This window comes from Anseongella ginsenosidimutans (genome assembly GCF_008033235.1).
GTDB lineage: Bacteria > Bacteroidota > Bacteroidia > Sphingobacteriales > Sphingobacteriaceae > Anseongella > Anseongella ginsenosidimutans.
Window position 1 is genome coordinate 3,361,112 of the sequence record NZ_CP042432.1, and the last position, 20,943, is coordinate 3,382,054.

General features: G+C 48.7%; 16 protein-coding genes. 11 read left to right on the top strand and 5 right to left on the bottom strand.

The window, feature by feature from the left end:
• The first annotated feature begins 76 nt into the window (after positions 1-76).
• Positions 77-1,216, top strand: a complete 1,140-nt coding sequence (locus FRZ59_RS13930; protein ID WP_225975070.1) for a S66 peptidase family protein — start codon at positions 77-79, stop codon at positions 1,214-1,216.
• A 128-nt stretch (positions 1,217-1,344) separates the two neighbouring features.
• Here the strand turns inward: FRZ59_RS13930 and FRZ59_RS13935 are convergent, their stop codons facing one another.
• A complete protein-coding gene (locus FRZ59_RS13935) occupies positions 1,345-1,767 on the bottom strand; it encodes a helix-turn-helix domain-containing protein (protein ID WP_207910237.1) in 423 nt (140 codons plus the stop codon).
• A 430-nt stretch (positions 1,768-2,197) separates the two neighbouring features.
• On the opposite strand from FRZ59_RS13935, the gene FRZ59_RS13940 reads away from it, so the two are divergent.
• From FRZ59_RS13940 to FRZ59_RS13970, 7 genes are all read left to right on the top strand, one after another.
• Positions 2,198-2,623, top strand: coding sequence for a hypothetical protein (locus FRZ59_RS13940; RefSeq protein WP_132128439.1), 426 nt, complete (start codon positions 2,198-2,200; stop codon positions 2,621-2,623).
• A gap of 667 nt (positions 2,624-3,290) precedes the next feature.
• Positions 3,291-4,061: a sensor histidine kinase gene (locus tag FRZ59_RS13945; RefSeq protein ID WP_158640636.1), complete on the top strand. Its 771-nt coding sequence runs from the start codon at positions 3,291-3,293 to the stop codon at positions 4,059-4,061.
• Positions 4,058-4,714, top strand: a complete 657-nt coding sequence (locus FRZ59_RS13950; protein WP_132128441.1) for a response regulator transcription factor — start codon at positions 4,058-4,060, stop codon at positions 4,712-4,714. The genes FRZ59_RS13945 and FRZ59_RS13950 overlap by 4 nt, the downstream gene beginning before the upstream one ends.
• A gap of 138 nt (positions 4,715-4,852) precedes the next feature.
• Positions 4,853-7,045, top strand: a complete 2,193-nt coding sequence (locus FRZ59_RS13955) for a glutamine synthetase III family protein (RefSeq protein ID WP_132128442.1) — start codon at positions 4,853-4,855, stop codon at positions 7,043-7,045.
• A 167-nt stretch (positions 7,046-7,212) separates the two neighbouring features.
• Positions 7,213-8,421: an AIR synthase related protein gene (locus FRZ59_RS13960; protein WP_132128443.1), complete on the top strand. Its 1,209-nt coding sequence runs from the start codon at positions 7,213-7,215 to the stop codon at positions 8,419-8,421.
• A gap of 169 nt (positions 8,422-8,590) precedes the next feature.
• Positions 8,591-10,081, top strand: a complete 1,491-nt coding sequence (locus FRZ59_RS13965) for a sensor histidine kinase (RefSeq protein ID WP_207910238.1) — start codon at positions 8,591-8,593, stop codon at positions 10,079-10,081.
• Entirely contained in the window at positions 10,078-10,761 is a 684-nt protein-coding gene (locus tag FRZ59_RS13970) for a LytR/AlgR family response regulator transcription factor (RefSeq protein ID WP_132128444.1), read from the top strand. The genes FRZ59_RS13965 and FRZ59_RS13970 overlap by 4 nt, the downstream gene beginning before the upstream one ends.
• 34 nt (positions 10,762-10,795) lie before the next feature.
• Here the strand turns inward: FRZ59_RS13970 and FRZ59_RS13975 are convergent, their stop codons facing one another.
• From FRZ59_RS13975 to FRZ59_RS13990, 4 genes are read right to left on the bottom strand one after another with little or no spacing between them, the layout of a single operon-like run.
• A complete protein-coding gene (locus FRZ59_RS13975) occupies positions 10,796-11,725 on the bottom strand; it encodes a ribonuclease Z (RefSeq protein WP_132128445.1) in 930 nt (309 codons plus the stop codon).
• A 2-nt stretch (positions 11,726-11,727) separates the two neighbouring features.
• Complete coding sequence (locus FRZ59_RS13980; protein ID WP_132128446.1) at positions 11,728-12,102, bottom strand: STAS domain-containing protein; 375 nt, start codon at positions 12,100-12,102, stop codon at positions 11,728-11,730.
• Positions 12,103-12,113: 11 nt separating this feature from the next.
• Entirely contained in the window at positions 12,114-13,085 is a 972-nt protein-coding gene (locus FRZ59_RS13985) for a phosphoribosylaminoimidazolesuccinocarboxamide synthase (RefSeq protein WP_132128447.1), read from the bottom strand.
• An 8-nt stretch (positions 13,086-13,093) separates the two neighbouring features.
• A complete protein-coding gene (locus tag FRZ59_RS13990) occupies positions 13,094-14,062 on the bottom strand; it encodes a PhoH family protein (protein ID WP_132128448.1) in 969 nt (322 codons plus the stop codon).
• 79 nt (positions 14,063-14,141) lie between these two features.
• On the opposite strand from FRZ59_RS13990, the gene FRZ59_RS13995 reads away from it, so the two are divergent.
• The 3 genes from FRZ59_RS13995 to FRZ59_RS14005 all read left to right on the top strand — a co-directional run bounded on the left by FRZ59_RS13995 (position 14,142) and on the right by FRZ59_RS14005 (position 20,475).
• Positions 14,142-14,927, top strand: a complete 786-nt coding sequence (locus FRZ59_RS13995) for an SAM hydrolase/SAM-dependent halogenase family protein (protein WP_132128449.1) — start codon at positions 14,142-14,144, stop codon at positions 14,925-14,927.
• 60 nt (positions 14,928-14,987) lie between these two features.
• Positions 14,988-17,258, top strand: a complete 2,271-nt coding sequence (locus FRZ59_RS14000) for a penicillin-binding protein 1A (RefSeq protein ID WP_132128450.1) — start codon at positions 14,988-14,990, stop codon at positions 17,256-17,258.
• A 130-nt stretch (positions 17,259-17,388) separates the two neighbouring features.
• Positions 17,389-20,475, top strand: a complete 3,087-nt coding sequence (locus tag FRZ59_RS14005; protein WP_158640637.1) for a PD40 domain-containing protein — start codon at positions 17,389-17,391, stop codon at positions 20,473-20,475.
• Positions 20,476-20,943 lie beyond the last annotated feature (468 nt).

Genomic DNA, 20,943 nt, shown 5'->3' on the forward strand with positions numbered 1-20,943 from the left:
AACACGAGTTAAAAACAGGATGTTTCCGGCCTGTCGGGGATTTTTTATAAATTCGTTCCATTCAAGCAGCTTGAACATGGACAAACGCGCTTTTTTAAGAACACTCGGCGGAGGAATAATGCTCTCACCCTTCCTGCCAGGCAGCGGACCGCTGAACGCCTTACCCGCGGATCTTAGCGGAACAGCCTTGCAGGGCGCAGTTACAGGAAACTCTTCCGAAGCGGCGCAAACGTATCCCCCAGCGATCTTAGGTATTAGCGGGATGCCGGAGAAGATTTTCCCGCCCGCCCTTAAAAAAGGCGATACCATCGGAGTCATCAGCCCTTCCGCGACCTTATTTGAAGAAATGCCCTTTCAGTTCGCGCGTGAAGTGATACAAGCGCTGGGATTTAAGGTGAAAATGGGTGAACATGTAAATGACCGCTACGGACATCTGGCCGGCTCGGATAAAGAACGCGCCGGAGACCTGAACAAGATGTTCGCCGATCCCGAAGTCAAGGGCATTATCTGCCTTCGCGGTGGCTCCGGCGCCGCCCGCATCCTGCCCCTGGTAGATTACGAATCCATACGGGCGCGTCCCAAAGTATTTATGGGCTACAGCGATATCACCGCCCTGCATATGGCCATCTACACGCAAACCGGCCTCGTCACCTTTCACGGCCCCATGGCAAGCAGCGCGTGGCCCGGTTACAATGCCGCGCAATTCCGTTCGTTATTCCTTGACGGCGCGCTGCCGGCCTGGAAAAACCCGCAAAGTAAAGGCGATGATCTCATTATCCGGCAAAACCGGACCCGCACCATTCAAAGCGGACAGGCCAGCGGAGAACTGCTGGGCGGAAACCTTTCGGTACTTACCGGCATAGCTGGTTCAAAGTACTTTCCCGATTTTTCCGGCAAGATCATGTTCCTGGAAGAAGTCGGCGAACAATTATACCGGGTAGACCGCATGATGAGCCAGCTGCAGTTATGCGGCGCCCTGGAGAACCTGGCGGGCTTTATTTTCGGCCAGTGTACCGAATGTAACCCCGGCGAAGGCTATGGCTCCCTTACCCTCGACGAAATCCTTGACCATTACATCCGGCCTCTTGACATCCCGGCCTATTCCGGCGCCCTGATTGGCCATATAAGCCGGCAATTCATTCTTCCGGTTGGCGGCAGTGTGCGCATGGACGCCGGCCAGGGCTCATTTACTTTACTGGAACCTGTTTTCAGCTGACCGTCCATCCGTGACGGTATACCATCCCCAGCCATTTGTACTGGCTTTTTACAATCAGGCCGATCACTTTTCTCATGGTCAAATCGTGTTTTGACACAATGATAGCACGGCCTGCTGACAGCCCTATGTCAATACTTTTTCGGTTTTTTTTCTTCCAGCAAGGTAATTAACCGCTCATTCACCGACACCACGCTTTCCATCAGCCTTAGCATTACCCGGTTAAGTTCTTCATTCGATGTCTGCACGCTGCCGTGAATAGCAAAGGGTGAATTACTAACGTTTTCCACGAAATGATTCGGAGAAACAGAAACGATTTGTAAAGGGTCTATGGCCAGGTACTCGGCTACTTTCTGAATAATGTCTACAGTGATCTTGCTTTCTCCGCGCTCATACTTCGTATAGGCGGCTTCTCCGATTCCCACGTAATCCGCTACTTCCATTGCTTTTTTATCCCGGAGCTTCCGGAACAAGGCCAGGTTACGACCAATGGTCTTGTTTTCCAAAACGGTAAATCCATCCTGCTCTTCCATATTTTCAAACTTAGTTGTCACGGACTATTATTTTTATAGGTAAAACTACTGAGAAAAATAGTTTTTGTATAAGAAAAAGGTCAAATTGCCGCCGATTTAAGAAGTATCTCTTCATAATCAAACCTGTATGACAGTTGATCTCCGGCGGCTCCCGCCGGAGCAGCTGTCAGTTATATGAAACAAGAATTACCAATCAATAAATAACCCGGATGATCAATTACTACTAACTTAAATTTATCCGGCTTGTCCTCCAGATAAGCAGCAAAATCCTAATGCTACAAATGTGGGGCACATTGCCAGTTGCAGGCAGCAGGCATTTTGCCGCTGCCTCGCGGCTGGTTACCTGTTAATTCATATATGCTTACAAAGGGCATAATGTGACGCAAACAACGAAAATGGTTGCCCGTTCGGCAATCTTTTTTATTTTTGTGGAAGCATATAGAATAACCTGATGATGAGTTCAAAAAACTATCCGCTTCAGAAACACAAGGATGAGATCTCGCTGGAAGAGGCGGTGGACATTACCACCAACTGGCGGAATTTTATCGCTCCTTTCAATAAAGAGTGTACAAATTGCGAAGAAGGCTTTCCTGCCTTTGTAGACGGATTTACTATTCCATTAGATGACCTCATTCAATTAAAGCAGGAAAAAGGCTTTAGTACTGTACGTGTATACCTTGGGAAGGACTACAACACCGAAACCGGGAAGTACGGCAAAAGCCGCCTGGTGCTTGTTGGCGTGGAGGAGGATGATAATTTAACGATGGGGCCCGGAAAAGATATTATCGGAACGGAACCGGATAACAGCGAGGTTTATGATTTCACCACCGCATGCCCACCCTATTGTGATAAAGAAAGCCCGCTAAAACAAAGCTAGTGCTGCTATCACTTGAACCTGACATATTAAATATTTTCCGCAAAATAAGTCTCTTTGGAGCCTTAATTCCATTTTCTATTTCTTTGTTGCGATTCAGGCAGATTCCCCGCCGGTTCAAACTTATTATTGTTTTTACATTAATTTCGACGATCGGAGAATTAACTGCAACGGTTCTGGTGTTATTACGTACAGGGAATACTTTACCGGGCCTGCATATTTACACGTTAGCAGAAGGTGTGATTCTCCTCCTGTTCTATAGCCAATTGCTGTTAAAAAAAATCAGGCCGGCGTTTTTCTGGATAACAATAGTTTTCTTTTCTCTTTTCACAATACTGAACTCTATTTTTCTGCAATCTATATTTGAAATAAACTCCAATGCAAGAACTGTGGAAGCTCTCCTTATATTGGGGTGCGCGATATTATTCTATTTCCATTTGCTTGAATCGGAAGAAACGGAAAGTATCAAGAGGTCCTTATTATGGATCAACAACGCAATATTTCTATATTTCTCAGTAAGTTTACTGTTCTTTATTTCCGGTAGTTATGTCTTAACCAACTATCCAATGAGCGTCAGTAAACTCATCTGGGACATGCACAAGGTGTTCCATCTTATCTTTCAGATCATTTTAGCGCGCGGCATATGGTTACTGGGGAAGAAAGCCGCTTTTTGATCCTTTTTTTAACGGGGACTTTCGCTTTTTGCCTGATAGCGGTAGGCTTTATCCTGTTCTATTTCAAGTCGGTAAAGAAAATATACCAGAAGCAGCTGCAGCTGGAAAAGAACCGGCTGGAACATCAGCAGGAGCTGCTGAAGAACGCGATCCGGGTGGAAGAACAGGAAAGGCGGCGATTTTCGCGAGATCTTCATGACGAGGCGGGAGCTTTACTGGCCGGCATAAAGCTAAAGATGAAGCTGATTCAGCAGGACGCCGGAGATCCCGGCAGAGTGCGGCAGCTTTCACTTGAAGCGCGGGAAATGCTTGGCACTACCATTCAGAGCGTCCGGAATATTTCGCATAACCTGCTCCCCCCTTCCCTGGAAACTTTCGGGCTGTTCCGCTGCCTGGAAGGATTTTTCCGGGATCTTCAGGCTTCCGTGGAAACAGACTTTCAGTACGAAACCGACCGGGAGCGCTTGCCGCCCGAAGTGGAACTGGCGATGTACCGTATTGTGTCCGAACTATGCAACAATACGTTGAAGCACGCAAATGCAGGCAAAATAACCATGCACTTGCAGGTGGAGGGGAATAATTTAAAAGCGGTTTACCAGGATAACGGCAAGGGCATGGATACGGGCGCGGCCCGGGATCCCGAAGTCCTTGCTTCCGGGTTAGGGTTTAAGAACATTGAAAGCAGGATTGCGATGTTAAGCGGAACCATTACTCTTGACTCGGCGCCGGGAAAAGGCATGGATGTACGCATTGAAATATCTTTATGAAGATTAAAATAACAATTGTCGATGATCAGCTGCTTTTCCGGAAAGGAATGAAGGAGCTACTCAAAAGTTATGAAGAACTGGAAATAATCGGGGAAGCCGGAAACGGGCGTCAGTTCATTGATTCTCTTAATAATGCCGGAGTACTGCCCCATCTGGTACTCCTTGACCTGAATATGCCGGTGCTGGACGGAATGGAAACCACTAAAATATTGCGGGCTGAATTTCCGGATATACGCATTATTGTGCTTTCTGTCCACAAGGAAGAAAGTTATATGGCGCATCTTGTCGAACTGGGCGCCCACGGTTACCTTTTAAAGGACGCCGAGCCGGAAGAAGTCCGTAAGGCGATCAATAGTGTGTATGAAAATGGCTTTTATATAAATGAAGGTTTGCTCAGGGCCATCCAGAATACCTTGAAAAACCGCGAAAAGGGTTTTGAAAGTATTCATCCCAGCACATTTACCGCACGTGAACTGGAAGTGCTGGAATTGATCTGCAGGGAATTCACAACGGCCGAAATAGCAGAAAAACTGTTCATCAGCATAAAAACCGTTAACGGTCATCGGGATAACTTACTCCGGAAAGCACAGGTCCGGAATATGGCCGGATTGGTAGTTTATGCATTGAAGTATAATATTGTGACCATTTATTGATGCAAAAACAGAAAAATGCTGATAAACCTTTCATATTTTGCAATTTTAGACAGATTTTTTTGGTAATTCGCATTGGTTTTTGATTTTTTCAGCTATTTTTGTCTCGATTTTTATAAAAAAAAGAAAAAACAAGCAAATATGTCCACTTTACGCTTTAAAGCTTTAGAAAGTGTTCTTGGCAGAACACCGGTAAAGATCACTCCGCCTTCCGACAGAATCTCGGATTATTTCGGCACGAATGTGTTCAATGAAAGCACAATGAAAGAATTTCTTTCCAAAGAAGCTTTTCAAAGTGTAAAAAATGCAATTGAGCAGGGAACCCCGGTTGAACGGGAAATGGCTGACCAGATTGCTTCAGGCATGAAAGCTTGGGCAATGAGCAAGGGCGCCACCCATTATACCCATTGGTTCCAGCCGCTCACCGGCCTTACGGCGGAAAAACACGACACCTTTTTTGAAGCCTCCCCTGACGGTACGGGCCTTGAAAAGTTCAGCGGCGAGTCATTGGCCCAGCAGGAACCGGATGCGTCCAGTTTTCCGAGCGGCGGCCTGAGGGTCACCTTTGAAGCCCGCGGATATACAGCCTGGGATCCTTCCTCTCCGGCATTTATTATTGAAAGCCAGTCCGGAGGAAGCGCCACGCTTTGTATTCCTACTGTTTTCATTTCCTATACCGGAGAAGCCCTTGATTATAAGGCGCCCTTACTGAAAGCCATTAGCCGGCTGGACCAGGCCGCGGTGGACGTTTGCCATTATTTCGACAAATCGGTAAGCAAGGTAAATGCAAGCCTGGGTATTGAGCAGGAATATTTCCTGGTAGATCTTTCGCTCTATAATGCCCGGCCAGACCTGTACCTCACCAACCGGACCCTCTTTGGTCATATGTCGGCGAAGAACCAGCAGCTGGAAGACCATTATTTTGGCACCATCCCCCGCCGCGTGCAGGCATTTATGAGCGAACTGGAAACTGAAGCGCTGAAGCTGGGAATTCCCCTGAAGACCCGTCATAACGAGGTAGCTCCTGCGCAGTTCGAATGCGCTCCCCTCTACGAAGAGATCAACCTGGCCATTGACCATAACCAGTTGTTGATGGACCTCATGGACAAGATTGCGCTAAGGCATCATTTCAAGGTATTGCTCCATGAAAAGCCCTTTGCCGGCGTTAACGGATCGGGTAAGCACAATAACTGGTCGCTGATCACCAACAACGGCAAAAATCTGCTTTCCCCCGGTAAGACTCCGAAAAACAACCTGATGTTCCTTACGTTTTTCGTCAATACCATTAAAGCGGTCCACAAACATGCTGATCTCATGCGGGCTGGAATTGCTTCTGCGGGCAACGATCACCGCCTGGGCGCCAATGAAGCTCCACCGGCGATCATTTCTATCTTTATCGGCTCCCAGCTGACCGAAGCGCTTGAGGAGATAGAAAGCCACCGGGTAGCTAAGAAAGACAGGAATACTGATACTGTTAAACTGAATATCCCCAAGATCCCGCAAATATTATTTGACAATACGGACCGCAACCGGACTTCACCTTTTGCCTTTACCGGTAATAAGTTTGAGTTTCGCGCGGTAGGTTCCTATGCCAATTGCGCGGCGCCTATGACAATCCTTTCCGCTATTGTGGCGGAGCAACTGGAACTCTTTAAAAAAGACGTTGACAGCCTTATCAAAAAGAAGGAAAAGAAGGACGTTGCCATCCTGAAAGTAATACGCCAATACATTAAGGAATCCAAGAACATTCTTTTTGAAGGCAACAATTACAGTGAAGAATGGCATAAGGAAGCGGAGAAGCGCGGCCTGCCTAACCTTCGCACCACTCCTATTTCCCTGGACGCTTACGTAACGCCGAAGGCGCAGAAATTATTCACGGATCAGGATATTTTCACAGAAAGGGAACTGCATGCAAGATATGAGATCCTGCTGGAAGCCTTTATCAAGAAGATCCAGATCGAAGGACGGGTGCTTGGCGACCTGGCGCAGAACCATATTATCCCAACTGCCCTTACTTACCAGACCAGCCTCGTTAATAATGTCAGAGGCCTGAAAGAAATAGGCCTGGATAAAAAGACCTACGAAAGTCAGCTTGACATTATTCAAAAAATATCGGAGCATGTGAACCTGGTGAAGAAGAACGTGGACGCCATGACCGAGGAACGTAAAAAGGCAAACAAACTGACCGATACGCGGAAGATGGCCGCTGCATACGATGAAAAGGTAAAGCCTTACTTCGATACTATCCGGTATAATATCGAAAAGCTCGAACGAATGGTGGACGATTCCGTATGGCCCATGCCGAAATACAGGGAACTGTTATTCATCCGTTAGTAGGTTATTATACCTGACAAGATAAGAACTCCGGGCAGCTAAAATTGCTCCGGAGTTTTTATCTTTAGGGATGATGACAACCTGATCACTGCAGCAGGCTTCCTTACCGCATTTACACTTACTCAAACTACCGCCTGAACATATGCCCAAATTTGTACATTTGCAGCATGAACAATGACCTTCGTTACAGCAGGCGCGGGGTTTCCGCCGCCAAAGAAGACGTGCATGCAGCCATAAAGCACATAGATAAAGGCATTTTCCCTAAAGCCTTCTGTAAGATCATTCCCGATATACTGGGCGGAGAGGATGGTTACTGCAATATCATGCATGCCGACGGAGCTGGTACGAAATCTTCCCTGGCCTATACCTACTGGAAAGAAACCGGGGATATGAGCGTATGGAAAGGTATTGCCCAGGACGCCATCGTCATGAATACCGATGACCTGCTTTGCGTGGGCGCTACTGACAACATCCTGCTTTCTTCCACGATAGGGCGGAATAAGAACCTGGTGCCCGGCGAAGTGATTGCGGCCCTGATCAACGGTACGGAAGAGATCCTTGAAGAACTGCGTTCCTACGGTATCGGCATTTATTCCACCGGCGGCGAAACTGCCGATGTAGGGGACCTGGTAAGGACATTGATCGTTGATTCTACCGTAAGCTGCCGCATGAAGCGGAAAGAAGTGATCAGCAATGACCGGATAGCGGCAGGCGACGTCATCGTAGGCCTGGCTTCTTTCGGGCAGGCTCGTTATGAAAGCGAGTATAACGGCGGCATGGGAAGTAATGGCCTTACTTCTGCACGTCATGATGTATTCAATAAGGAAATCGCCCGGAAGTACCCGGAAAGTTATGACCCGGCGGTCCCTGCTGAACTGGTATTCAGCGGAGGCAAAAAACTAACAGACACCATCAGCATTTCTTTCTATGACAGCGCGGGAAGTGCCTCCAGGGAAGTGCAGGCAACAGCCGGGAAGCTGGTACTCTCCCCTACCCGCACCTATGCACCGGTCATAAAGAAAATGCTCGAATTATACCGGCCGCAGATCCACGGCATGGTCCATTGCAGCGGAGGCGCGCAAACGAAAGTGCTGCATTTTATTGAAAACCTGCATGTGGTCAAGGACAATATGTTCCCCTGCCCTCCGCTGTTCCACCTTATCCAGGAACAATCCGGTACCCCTTGGGAAGAAATGTACAAGGTCTTCAACATGGGGCATCGCATGGAACTCTACGTTCCGGAAATAGTGGCCGACGAGCTGGTAGCCATTTCTCAAAGCTTTGGGGTGGATGCACAGGTAATCGGCCGGGTAGCACCTTTCGCTGGCAAAAAAGTCACAATCCGTTCCGAATTCGGGGAATTCTCTTATGAGTGAAACCTGCGGCGTTCAATAAAAACGCCCCGCACAAGTCATTTTATTTCCGGGGAAATGGCTCCGTCACATTTTTGGGGGCCTTCGTCACATTTTTTTCTAAAGCAATTGTCCGGGGGTTAACATTGCAGGAGCAAAATGCTAATTTTAATGTTAACCCTAATTAAGTGATATGAAATTCCGGAAAGCCGAATTCTGGGCAGCTACGATCTTCCTGGTAATCGCCGTTTACCTGTTTATTGACGGCGCCCAACGCAATATGTCCCATACGGGCCCCAATTCCTTCATCGGCCATATGGAAGCAAGATTCGCGGAAAAGGGCCTGGCATACGATCACCTGTTGAATTCCCTGTATCCCCAGATCGCTATATGCCTTGTCGCCTACCTCGCCTTTATTTTCCTCAACAATTATGTTATACCGCGTTATTACCCGCAAAAGGACTATAACCGGATAGGGCTCCTTACCCTGGGCGCCTTCGTTCTAACCCTCACTGTCTTTTCCCTGGCCTTTTATTACCAGGATATGCTCTATGAGAGCAACCTTTCCTATTATTTTGTCAGGAATGCCCCTGTGGTGGCCGGTTTATTCTGCGCCTACTTTTTATACGCCTTCATTAAAAAGATAATAGAATTTTACCTGTTCAACCCGGAGAAACAAAAATCACTGTTCAGCAGGATATTGCGGGATACGCTACTGGTTCTCGCAGTCTGGTTTCTTGTTTTGGCCTGGATCATGGGTACGAACAGTATGCGTACGCTCGGACCGGTATGGATCGGGATCTTTCCCTACGCATACGCACTCTACCAGATAAGCCTTTACCGGTTTATTCCAAGGTATGAGAACAGCAGGGAAAAACCGGCTCCGGCTATTGCACGGGCTGTCCTTTTCGCTGCACTACTGTTCCTTCCTTTTATGCTTATTCTCGCTTCCATGGGAAGTCATCCGGGTTACCTGTTTATTTCCTGGCTTTTTTCTACGGCGGCGGCCATAGGTATCGCGTACATTGTGTACCAGCAGAATAAGGAACGGATCTTAGAGCTTGTATTTCTTAAAAAGGAGCTGGGCAGGGTCAATTCCGGCCTGCAATTCCTGCGTTCCCAGATTAACCCGCACTTCCTTTTCAATGCCCTGAATACGCTTTATGGCACTTCCCTGCAGGAAAACGCGGCCAAAACGGGCGAAGGCATTCAGAAGCTGGGCGATATGATGCGGTTCATGCTGCATGAAAATCACCAGGATACGATCAGCCTGGCAAGGGAAATAGAGTACCTGGAAGATTATATTCACCTGCAAAAGCTGCGGCTGGCCCAATCGGAAAGTATCCGGATTGAAACAAATATTCATGACGACCTTTGCTTCGGGCATTCCATTGCGCCAATGTTGCTCATTCCCTTTGTGGAAAATGCTTTCAAGCATGGGATCAGCCTCCGGAAAAGTTCCTGGATAAAAATTGCGCTCAAATGTGACAACCAGCGGCTTTATTTCGATATTTACAATAGCATTCACCGGAAAAACGAGGATGACCCGGAAAGACAGAATAAAGGTATTGGCCTGGAAAACGTAAGGCAGCGATTAATGCTTATTTACCAGGGGAAGCACGAACTTGTCATCAGGGAAAATGAAAGCGAATATTTTGTTCACCTGACCATTGAACTGAAATGAAGGCGATAGCTATAGATGATGAACCCCTGGCCCTGGAGGTTATCCGGTCTCATGCCGAAAAGGTTTCTTTTCTCCAACTGGAGGATTGCTTTACCAACGCATTTGAGGCCCTGGAATTCCTGCATGAGCAGCCCGTTGACCTGATTTTCCTGGATATAAAAATGCCCGATATTTCGGGGCTGGAATTTATGGAAGCCCTCGCCGTAAAACCCATGGTGGTCTTTACAACGGCCTATTCCGAGCATGCGGTCAGGAGTTATGAACTGGACGCACTGGATTACCTGTTGAAGCCTTTTTCCATGCCCCGTTTCCTCAAAGCTTGTAATAAAGCAAAAGAACGGCTGGAGCTGAAAAGCGCCCCTTCCGGTCCGGGTAATCCTGAAGCGGGTTATATTTTCCTGAAATCAGGTAGTGAAAAGATCAAGGTTCACTTTAAAGATGTCCTTTATATTGAAGCCGCCGGAAATTACATGACGTTTGTACTCACCGGTCAACGGATCCTGTCACGGCTGACAATGCAGGAGACGCTGGACCTGCTCCCGGAAGAGTTATTTGCCCGAATCCATCGTTCTTATATAGTAGCAAAGGGCAAAGTCGATAAGCTGGAACGGCATCAGCTGCACATAAACGGGCAGACGCTTCCGCTTAGCCGGGTTTATGCCGTTAGTGATGAATTTTAGTTCCCGGCCGGCTGTCTGCTGCCCGGGACTGCGATCAGGAGGAAGCCGGTTCTCCCACCTGGAAAACAGTTCCTTCTTTTGCCAGTTCCGTAGCGGGAAAAACAGCACGGGCCTCCGTTAACAGGGGAGAAAGCTCGCGGTAGCGTGCGGAAAAATGTCCGATGACCAACTTTTTTACCTTCGCCTCCAGCGCGATTGCGGCTGCCTGGGCAGCGGTGGAATGAAAAGTTTCATTTGCCCTGTCAAGCATTTCGTTCATGAACGTAGCTTCATGATAAAGCAAGTCAACCGTTTTTATTTGCGAAACAATATCAGGTTTTACCAGCGTGTCGGCACAATAAGCAAAGGCGCGGGAAGGGCGCGGCGGGATGGTTAACTCCCTGTTCGGAATCAGGATTCCGTTGGGAAGCGTGAAATCAGCCCCTTGTTTTATATCCGCAATGGCTTGGGTAGGGATCTCATACTCCTGTATCTTCTCCCGGGCGATATTTGGCAGGCGCGCTTTCTCCCGGAACAAAAACCCGGTGCAGGGAATGCGGTGATTCATGATAATGGTCTCTACGGTGATCTCCGCATTTTCAAAGATCTGCCCGGGCTCGGAAGGATCCACCGGGTAAAACTCCAGAGGATATCTTAACCGGGTCTGCGAATGGGTCAGCGTAAGACTGATGATTTCCATCAGTTCGGGCGGACCGTATAAATACAGGGGTTTTACGCGGCCGTTCAAATGCAGGGTAGAAAGCAGCCCGGGCAACCCGAAATAATGGTCCCCGTGCATATGGCTGATAAAAATATGGTCAATGCGGGAGGCCTTCAGCCCGTATCGAAGCAACTGGATCTGGGTAGCTTCGCCGCAATCGATCAGAAATAATTTTTCATTAATATTCAGTAGCTGTGAGCTGGGAAAACGGTTCCTGACCGGTGTGGCGGAACTGCTTCCCAGTATCGTTAACTGAAATTTCACCTTTAGTCCTTTTTATTTATCTCTCTTTCAAGTTCTTCCATATATACAAAATCTATGGCCTCCTCTTTTGTGGGAACAATTTTCAGGGACTTGTCAAGCTGTGTGATCCCTATTAATTGTTCAACCGTTGGTTTAAGGCCCGTAAGCACAAAGGATCCGCCGGAATTCTGGCAAATGCGATTCGCGGTCAGCAGGCAGCTCAAGCCGGAAGAATCTATATGATCTACGTGGGAAAGATCCAGGATGATATTGCGGAAACCCTCCGCATTAAAAATAACCAGCTCCGACTTCAGGGCCGGCGACATCAGAGAATTCAGCCTATCCTCTTCAAGCGTAAGCAGAATATATTTTTCGTTCTTGTCAACCGAATACTTCATATACGATAAAATTAAGCAGAATTTTCCGTCCCCCTGCTATTTTCTTCAAAAAACCCCAGGATATTTTCCCTGACACGATCGGTAACAGAACCCTGGGGAGGCTTTATGAATTTATCGCCGGTCACTTTTTCAAAAAGCTCTATATACCGCTCTGAAATTGATTGTACGATCGCAGGCGTCATTTCCGGAACCTGCTGTCCTTCCAGGCCCTGGAAACCATTCTCAATAAGCCATTGCCGAACAAATTCTTTGGATAATTGTTTCTGGATTTCGCCCCGGGCCTGCCGCTCGCCGTAGCCCTCTGCATAAAAATAGCGGGAAGAATCAGGGGTGTGTATTTCATCCATCAGGTAAACCTGATCATTTCTCATGCCGAATTCGTACTTGGTATCTACCAGGATAAGGCCCTGCCTGGCTGCCATTTCCGTACCCCTTTCAAACAAGGCGTAGGTATAGTTCTCCAACTGGGAATAAAGCGCCCCGGGCACCAGCCCCTGCGAGATGATCTCTTCCCTGGAAATATCCTCATCATGACCGGCGGATGCTTTGGTTGTGGGAGTGATAATGGGCCTGGGGAGCGGATCGTTTTCCTTTAACCCATCGGGCAGCGGAACGCCGCAAAGCTGCCTTTTTCCGTCCCTGTATTCGCGCCAGGCATGTCCTGCAAGGTATCCGCGTATGACCATTTCCACCGGGAACGGCTCGCACCTGAGCCCGATACTTACGTTAGGATCAGGAACGGCAATTATCCAGTTAGGTACCAGGTCGGCGGTAGCCTTCAGGAACCTGGCCGCCACCTGGTTCAGCACCTGGCCTTTATAGGGTATGGCCTCCGGAAGGACTACGTCAAAAGCAGAAATGCGGTCACTGGCGACCATGACCAGTATGTCCTCATTGATGGTGTAAACGTCACGGACCTTGCCGTGATACAGGGAAGTTTGCCCCGGAAATTCGAAAGAAGTTCTTTTAAGGGTGTTGTTCATCGTAATTTTCAATCATTCTTATTTATATCCCCGTAGGCTTCCAGTATTTTCCTGACGAGTTTATGGCGGACCACATCTTTCCCGGTAAGCCGGATAAATTCAATTCCCCGGATATCATTAAGGATCTCCATAGCATGAAGGAGTCCCGATTGCTGCTTCTTTGGCAGGTCAATCTGCGTTACGTCGCCGGTTACAATGAACTTGGCGGTAGGCCCCATGCGCGTCAGGAACATTTTCAGCTGCAAATCCGTGGCATTTTGTGCTTCGTCCAGGATCACAAAGGCATTATCCAACGTCCTGCCCCTCATAAACGCAAGCGGGGCAATTTCGATGGTCCTGTTTTCAAGATATACCTTGAGCTTTTCCTGGGGGATCATATCGTCCAGTGCATCATAAAGGGGGCGAAGATAAGGATCTATTTTTTCTTTGAGATCACCCGGAAGAAAGCCCAGGTTTTCCCCCGCCTCTACGGCGGGCCGGGTCAGTATGATCCGCTTTACCTCCCTGTTTTTAAGCGCCCGTACTGCCAGCGCTACCGCTGTATAGGTTTTTCCCGTTCCGGCGGGACCTATGGCAAAGAGAATATCATTTTTATATGCTCCTTCCACCATACGGAGCTGGTTTTCACTCCGCGCCCGCACCATATTCCCGTTCGGCCCGTACACGATCACTTCTCCCAAACCTACTTCCCGGACGGCATCGCTTCCATTGGCAGAGGGTTCCTTTTCAAGGTTAAGTATCTGCTCAAAATCGCTGGAACTGATACGATTATATTTTTCCAGGTGCTGCAGCAACTGATCGAATTTCGTAGTAAACAGCGCGGTTTCCTTTTCGTCACCCAGCACTTTAACCTGGGTTCCCCTGGCTACGATCTTTAATTTCGGAAAACGTTTCTTCAGGATCTCAAAATGCTCATTATTTGTTCCCCAGAGGATAGCAGGATCGGCCTGCTCTAAGCTTAAATGTATTTCACTCACAATCTCTTTTTAAAAGTGTTATTTTGCCTGTAAATTTTGATATTTGCAGGCATTACCAAAAATAAGCAATTATTAACGAATGGCAATTATCACCCTTACTACCGATTTGGGGCACCGCGATTTTTACCAAAGTGCCGTTAAGGGGGCGATTCTATCGAAGTTGCCGGACGTAAAGATAGTAGATATTTCTCATCAAATTGCGCCTTTTGATGTGGCGCAGGCTGCTTACGTGACAAGAAATGCCTGCCGTTTTTTTCCGCCGGGCAGTATCCATATCCTGGGCGTGGATGCTCACTACCAGGAACGTCCCCGGTACCTGGCTCTTCTGCATGAAGAACAGTATTTTATCGGGCCTGATAATGGTATATTTTCTCTTTTATTCGATGAAATTCCGGGAAAGATCGTGGAAATCGCTATTCCTCCCGATCCCGCTTTTGTACATTTCCCGCTGCTGGACATCCTGGTAAAAGCCGCCACTCACCTGGCCGGAGGAAGATTGCTTGAGGAACTGGGCCGTTCTGTGCAGGATATCAACCAGCGGGGCTTCCTTCAGCCGGTATATGAACCGGGGCTGATCCGCGGAAGTGTCATCCATATTGATTCTTTTCAGAACGTAATTACCAATATCACCAGGAAGTTATTTGAAGAGGTAGGAAAAGGGCGGCCGTTTGAATTATTCTTCAGTCGGAACGAATCCATTACTGCCATCAGCAGGCATTATAACGAGGTCCCGGAAGGCGAAAAACTCTGCCTCTTCGGTATCAGCAGCTACCTGGAAATTGCTATCAATAAAGGCAATGCGTCCGGCCTTCTCGGCCTCAGCATAGGTGACATCATTATTATTCAATTTGACGAGCCTGGTTAAACAAGGTTAACGTACGTTAAAACGGCAAACTTTTTGCGAATACCTTTCGTTTAAAGTGAAATGAAAAAAAGTACCCAACGACGCTTGCTGGGTTTGTTTATGTACGGTTGCCTCACGGTTATCATCTATTTTTTTGCTCTGCAAGTAAATTTTTTATGGTTGTTTGGGAACACTCCCGGATTTGACGAGTTGAAGCATCCGCCGCTGGCTACTTCTTCCGAGCTTTATACCGCGGACAGCGTACTTATCGGGAAGTACTACGAAGAAAACCGTTCGCCGGTTGAATTCAAAGACCTTTCTCCTGTGCTTGTGCAAGCACTCCTGGCTACCGAAGATATCCGGTTTTTCAGTCACAGTGGAATAGACGCCGTTTCTATCCTTTCAAGTACCTGGGCTGCGTTGAAGGGCAATCCCCGGGGGGCAAGTACCATTACGCAGCAATTAGCAAAAAACCTCTATAAGACCAGGCGCAAAAAAGCCCAGGGGGTGGTCCGTTATATCCCCCTGGTTGGCACGATCGTATTTAAGACCAAGGAATGGCTTACGGCCATCAAGCTGGAAATAATCTATTCTAAAGAGGAGATCCTCGCGCTTTACCTGAACACGGTCAGTTTTGGCAATAATGCCTTTGGGATAAAAGTAGCGGCCAGCCAGTACTTCAACAAAAGCCCGCGGAACCTGGCGCACCAGGAAGCCGCCCTACTGGTGGGCATATTAAAGGCTACTTCAACGTATGACCCTGTCAGCAACCCGGAAAATGCGAAAGGAAGACGTGACGTAGTGCTGTCGCAAATGCGCAAATACGACTATATTGATCAGGCCGGATACGAGAAATACGTGGCTATGCCGCTTGGCTTAAGTAAATCCAATGAAAACGAAGAAGAAGAAAATAGCTATATCCGGGCGGCGGTGAGGCGTTGGCTGGCTGAATGGGCCGAAGAAAACAACATTGACATTTATGCTGACGGCCTGCGGATCTACACAACCATTGATTCCCGTATGCAGCGTTATGCCGAAGAAGCCGTCAGCGAACAAATGGAAACGCTGCAACGGCGGTTTAACCGGCACTGGCAAGGCGAAGTGCCTTGGAGGAACGATGAGGGAGAGCCTATAGAGGGCTACATTGAAGAACAGGCAAGGGCGCTTCCTGAATACAAGCTCCTGATGGAAAAATTCAATAACAGGGAAGATACGGTAATGGCCGTGCTGGACATCCCGCGGGAGATGACCGTTTTCAGCTGGGAAGGCGATACCACGCTTACCATGTCTCCCCTTGATTCGCTGGCCTACTACGCCAGCTTTCTTCATACGGGCGTCATGAGTCTGGAGGCGGCCACCGGACATATTAAAGCCTGGGTGGGAGGAATAGACTTTGAACGGTTCAAATATGACCATGTAGACCAGGCCCGCCGACAGGCGGGATCAACTTTTAAACCTTTCGTTTACCTTACTGCGCTCGACAACGGCTATTCGCCCTGCGATAAGTTCAGGGATAAACCGGTTACGATCAACTACGTGGAAAACGGTGAGGCTAAATCCTGGTCCCCTCAGAACAGCGACTGGGTGTTTACCGGGTATGATATGTCCTTACGCTGGGCCATGGGAAAGTCCTGCAATTCGGTTACCGCCCAGCTTACGGAAGCCGTCGGCTGGGAAAATGTAGCGGAATATGCGCACAAAATGGGTATCCAAAGCCCGTTGAAAGCGATTCCTTCGATCGGGCTGGGCACCAATGATGTCAGTCTCTTTGAAATGGTTTCGGCCTACGCGGTCTTTCTCAACCAGGGCCTGCGAAAAGATCCGGTGCTGGTTACCCATATTACTGACCTGGAAGGAAATGTAATTGCCCGCTTCGGCCCTGAACCCAGGCGGGTGCTGGATACGGAAACCGGCTGGCTGATGCTGTATATGCTGCGGGGTGGAATGGAAGAGCCCGGCGGGACTTCCCAGGCTCTGTGGGAATACGACCTCTGGCAAAACGGTAACCAGATCGGAGGAAAAACCGGCACCACGTCCAACTATTCAGACGGCTGGTACATAGGGGTTACGAAAGACCTGGTTACCGGCGTATGGGTAGGCGCTTCCGACAGGCATGTGCATTTCCGGAACAGCGCTACCGGAGAAGGCTCCAAAACGGCGCTTCCCGTATTCGGAAAATTTATGGAAAAAGTATATGATGACAGGTCTACGGGTTATACCTTTGGCAAGTTTCCGGAGCCGGACGTTAAAATAAAGAAAAAGTATAATTGCAGATCTTATGTGCCGGAACCCGATACAACCGGTTTGGACAGTATGGAATCGGATTCCACAGCGGCGCCGGATTTTTTTTAGCGTCTTGCGTTGCGCATAAGGCCATTTTTTCGTATATATGTTAAACTGTTTATCCATTATAAAGCCAATACTCACGATCATGCGCTCAGAATATTTACATTCCTTCAAAAGGATCACATTACCGGCCGTCATGTTGCTGGTTTTGCTTTCCGCATTGCCTGCAACTGCCCAGTATTTCGGGCGCAATCACGTTCAATATGAACGCTTTGATTTTAAGGTATTGGAAACTAATCATTTTGATATCTATCATTACCTGGACAACGATACTACTATCAATGATTTCGCCTTAATGAGCGAACGCTGGTATTTCCGGCACCAGGAGATCTTGCGGGATACCCTGAATGAAAAGAACCCGATCTTTATTTACAAGAATCACTCTGACTTTCAGCAGACCACATTAATGGACCAGAACGTGAGCGTGGGTACCGGCGGGGTAACCGAGGGCTTTAAGAACAGGGTGTTCATGCCTTATTTTGAATCCAATCTGCAAACCGATCACGTACTGGGACACGAACTGGTTCATGCCTTCCAGTATAACCTGCTCAAAACCGGGGGAGATTCGCTCAGTCTTTATAATATAGGCAATTTGCCTTTGTGGATGGTGGAAGGGATGGCGGAATACCTTTCCCTTGGCAGGGTAGACGCCCATACCGCTATGTGGATGAGGGATGCCGTCCTTACTCAGGACTTTCCCAGCCTGCGCGATCTGACCACCACCAACAAATACTTCCCTTACCGGTATGGCCAGGGTTTCTGGGCCTTTGTGGCGGGGCTTTGGGGGGACGATATTGTAAAACCCTTGTTCCTCACCACGGCGAAATACGGATATGAAATGGCAGTGGACAGCGTTCTGGGCTATGATGAAAAAGTGGTTTCCAGCATGTGGAAACTCCGTACCACGGATTACTATACGCCTTTTATGAAAGATACCATCGCCGCGGTAGGCCAGCGCCTCCTGGCCCCCGACCAGGCCGGGGACATTAATATTTCCCCGATTTTAAGCCCGGACGGAAAATATGTGATCTTTTATTCGGAACGGAACCTGTTTTCTATTGATCTCTTTCTCGCAGATAAAGCCTCCGGACGCATTTTGCGCACGCTTTCTTCGGCCACTCAGCGGGCCCATGTGGACGATTATAATTATATCGAATCGTCGGCTACCTGGTCGCCTGACAGTCGCAAGATCGCTTATCCGGTTTTTAGCAAGGGAGACAATATCATCGTGATCGTTGATGTCGAGAATGGCCGCGGGCTTCGCGAAATAAAAGTCCCCGGTGTGGAATACTACAATTACCTGGCTTGGTCGCCTGACGGAAATTCCCTTCTTATTTCCGGGCTGGTGGATACGCATTCAGACCTCTTTTTATATAACCTCGAAACCAATGAGGTGCAACAACTGACCACAGACGCTTATTCAGAGATCCAGCCGGCCTGGTCGGCGGACGGCAGCAAGGTGGTCTTTGCCACCGACAGAGGCTTCGATACAGACCTTGAAGCCCTGAAATTCGGCAGCTATAAGCTGGCTGTGATGGATATGGCTTCCGGAAATATCGACGTCCTTAACTTTTTTCCCGGCGCCAATAACCTGAATCCACAATTCTCCCCTGACGGCGAATCCCTGTACTTCCTGTCAAATGCGGACGGGATGCGGAATATGTACGAATACCGGCTGGGCGGCGGAGAAGTTTTCAAGCTTACCAAGTATTTTACCGGCATCAGCGGTATTACCGAAAATGCTCCCGCTATGAGCGTTGCCAGAGCAACGGAAGACATCACTTACGTGCTTTTCCGCGGAGGGAATTATTATATTTACAAAGCAATGCTGGATGACTTCGAACGCTTCCCGGTAAATCCTGACGAAGTAAACTTTGCTGCTTCCACCCTGCCCCCGGCGGAAAATATGCCGAACAGCATTATCGCCGAAAACCTTCAAAACCCGGCCATCCCTCCCACGGTAAACATTGACGATTTCCAGAAGAAGCCTTACCGCCCCAAATTCAGTCTCACTACTATCCAGCAATCCGGTATAGGCGTGGGTGTAGGTAGTTACGGTGGTGGCGGCGGAACCTACACCGGCCTTGCAGGCGGAGTTGCCGCTTTATTTGGCGATGTTCTGAACCGGAACCAGATATACAGCGTGCTGTCGGTGAACGGCGAAATTTACGATATCGGCGGGCAGGCCATGTACCTCAACCGCGCCAGCAGGATCAATTATGGTTTCGGGATCGGGCACATTCCCTATCTTTCTTCTTTCCTTGGCCTGGGTCAGGACAGCCTTGCCGTAGAGGGAGGGCATATTCCCACAATTACCTACGATATTTATAATTACCGTACCTTTGTGGACCAGGGTACTTTTTTCAGCGCCTTCCCTATTTCCCAAACACTTAGATGGGAAGCATCCGTATCTTTCTCTCATTATTCCTTCCGGATAGACCGCATTCGTACGCATTACGAAGATCTTGGCGGAGGCTATATTGGCTACCCGATTTTCCAGGAAAAAGAAAAGCTCCCCTCCCGCCCCGGTTTCAACCTCTACAGCGCTATGCTTGGTTTTGTAGGTGATAATGCCCAATTCGGCATCACATCTCCTGTACGTGGCCGCCGTTTCCGGTTCTCGGCCGAAAAAATGCTCGGCGAGCTGGATATGTACAGCCTGACAGCAGACTACCGGAAATATTTTTACCGGAAGCCCTACACCATCGCCTTCCGGGGGATGTACTTCGGCCGCGTCGGAAAAGACCAGAACAATGACCTTATGTACCCCATCTTCCTGGGAAATGAATACTTTATCCGCGGGTATAATTACAACAGTATGACGCAGTCAATAGAGAGTACCGCTCCCAACAGCGATGATATCGACATTGACAACTTACTCGGAAATGAACTTGCCGTATTCAATGCGGAATTCAGGTTGCCCCTCACCGGCCCTGAAAAACTGGCCCAGGTTAAATCCGGCTTCCTGTTCTCCGATCTGATCGTATTTTTTGACGCCGGCAAGGCCTGGAACTATTCTTTTACCAATCCCTATCTCAACACGCCCCAGCCTGACCAGGAACACTTCGGATTTGACGATAATCCCGTAGTGACCAGCGCAGGCGTTGCGCTGCGGGTAAATTTATTCGGTTTCGCTATTATCGAACCTTACCTCGCCTACCCTTTCCAGCACTACAACCCCCAACCAACCTTCGGACTATACATTTCCGGAGGAGGATTTTAAAAGCCAATCCCCGCGCCTGCAGCGAGCCATGCGGCAGGTCGCACCCGCGCGCACGCGAGCAAGGCTTTTGCACCATACCGGAAGCTGTTTGCTGCATGGCCACGCAGCGGAGTTGTGCCTACCCACCCAAGCAAGGCTTTTGCACTGTCGCAATATCTGATGTTGTTTGCGGAAGGGTCATGCGACAGGGTTGACCTGCCCGAAGCGAGCGAGATTTTGAACTATATCGGGTATAGCATGCGGGATGGTCAGGCGAAAGGGTTGACCTGCCCGCAGCGAGCGACTTTTGATTTCCGGGCGATTGCGCCAGCAATCGGGGCCCCGGAAATCAGCCTGAGCGAGACCGTGCAGGTTAACCCAAGCAGCACGCCGGCTCCCACCCGGCAGCGGCAGGTGCAACCCAAACAGCACGCCGGCCCCACCCGGCAGGCACAACCTTGTCGAATGCTTACTTTTTATTACATTTGG

What these genes read in the sequence shown, in the direction of transcription:
- FRZ59_RS13955 (WP_132128442.1), top strand. Translation starts at nt 4,853, where the DNA reads ATGTCCACTTTACGCTTTAAAGCTTTAGAAAGTGTTCTTGGCAGAACA.
- FRZ59_RS13970 (WP_132128444.1), top strand. Translation starts at nt 10,078, where the DNA reads ATGAAGGCGATAGCTATAGATGATGAACCCCTGGCCCTGGAGGTTATC.
- FRZ59_RS13995 (WP_132128449.1), top strand. Translation starts at nt 14,142, where the DNA reads ATGGCAATTATCACCCTTACTACCGATTTGGGGCACCGCGATTTTTAC.
- FRZ59_RS13985 (WP_132128447.1), bottom strand. Translation starts at nt 13,085, where the DNA reads ATGAACAACACCCTTAAAAGAACTTCTTTCGAATTTCCGGGGCAAACT.
- FRZ59_RS13940 (WP_132128439.1), top strand. Translation starts at nt 2,198, where the DNA reads ATGATGAGTTCAAAAAACTATCCGCTTCAGAAACACAAGGATGAGATC.
- FRZ59_RS13980 (WP_132128446.1), bottom strand. Translation starts at nt 12,102, where the DNA reads ATGAAGTATTCGGTTGACAAGAACGAAAAATATATTCTGCTTACGCTT.
- FRZ59_RS13950 (WP_132128441.1), top strand. Translation starts at nt 4,058, where the DNA reads ATGAAGATTAAAATAACAATTGTCGATGATCAGCTGCTTTTCCGGAAA.
- FRZ59_RS14000 (WP_132128450.1), top strand. Translation starts at nt 14,988, where the DNA reads ATGAAAAAAAGTACCCAACGACGCTTGCTGGGTTTGTTTATGTACGGT.
- FRZ59_RS13965 (WP_207910238.1), top strand. Translation starts at nt 8,591, where the DNA reads ATGAAATTCCGGAAAGCCGAATTCTGGGCAGCTACGATCTTCCTGGTA.
- FRZ59_RS13960 (WP_132128443.1), top strand. Translation starts at nt 7,213, where the DNA reads ATGAACAATGACCTTCGTTACAGCAGGCGCGGGGTTTCCGCCGCCAAA.
- FRZ59_RS14005 (WP_158640637.1), top strand. Translation starts at nt 17,389, where the DNA reads ATGTTGCTGGTTTTGCTTTCCGCATTGCCTGCAACTGCCCAGTATTTC.
- FRZ59_RS13930 (WP_225975070.1), top strand. Translation starts at nt 77, where the DNA reads ATGGACAAACGCGCTTTTTTAAGAACACTCGGCGGAGGAATAATGCTC.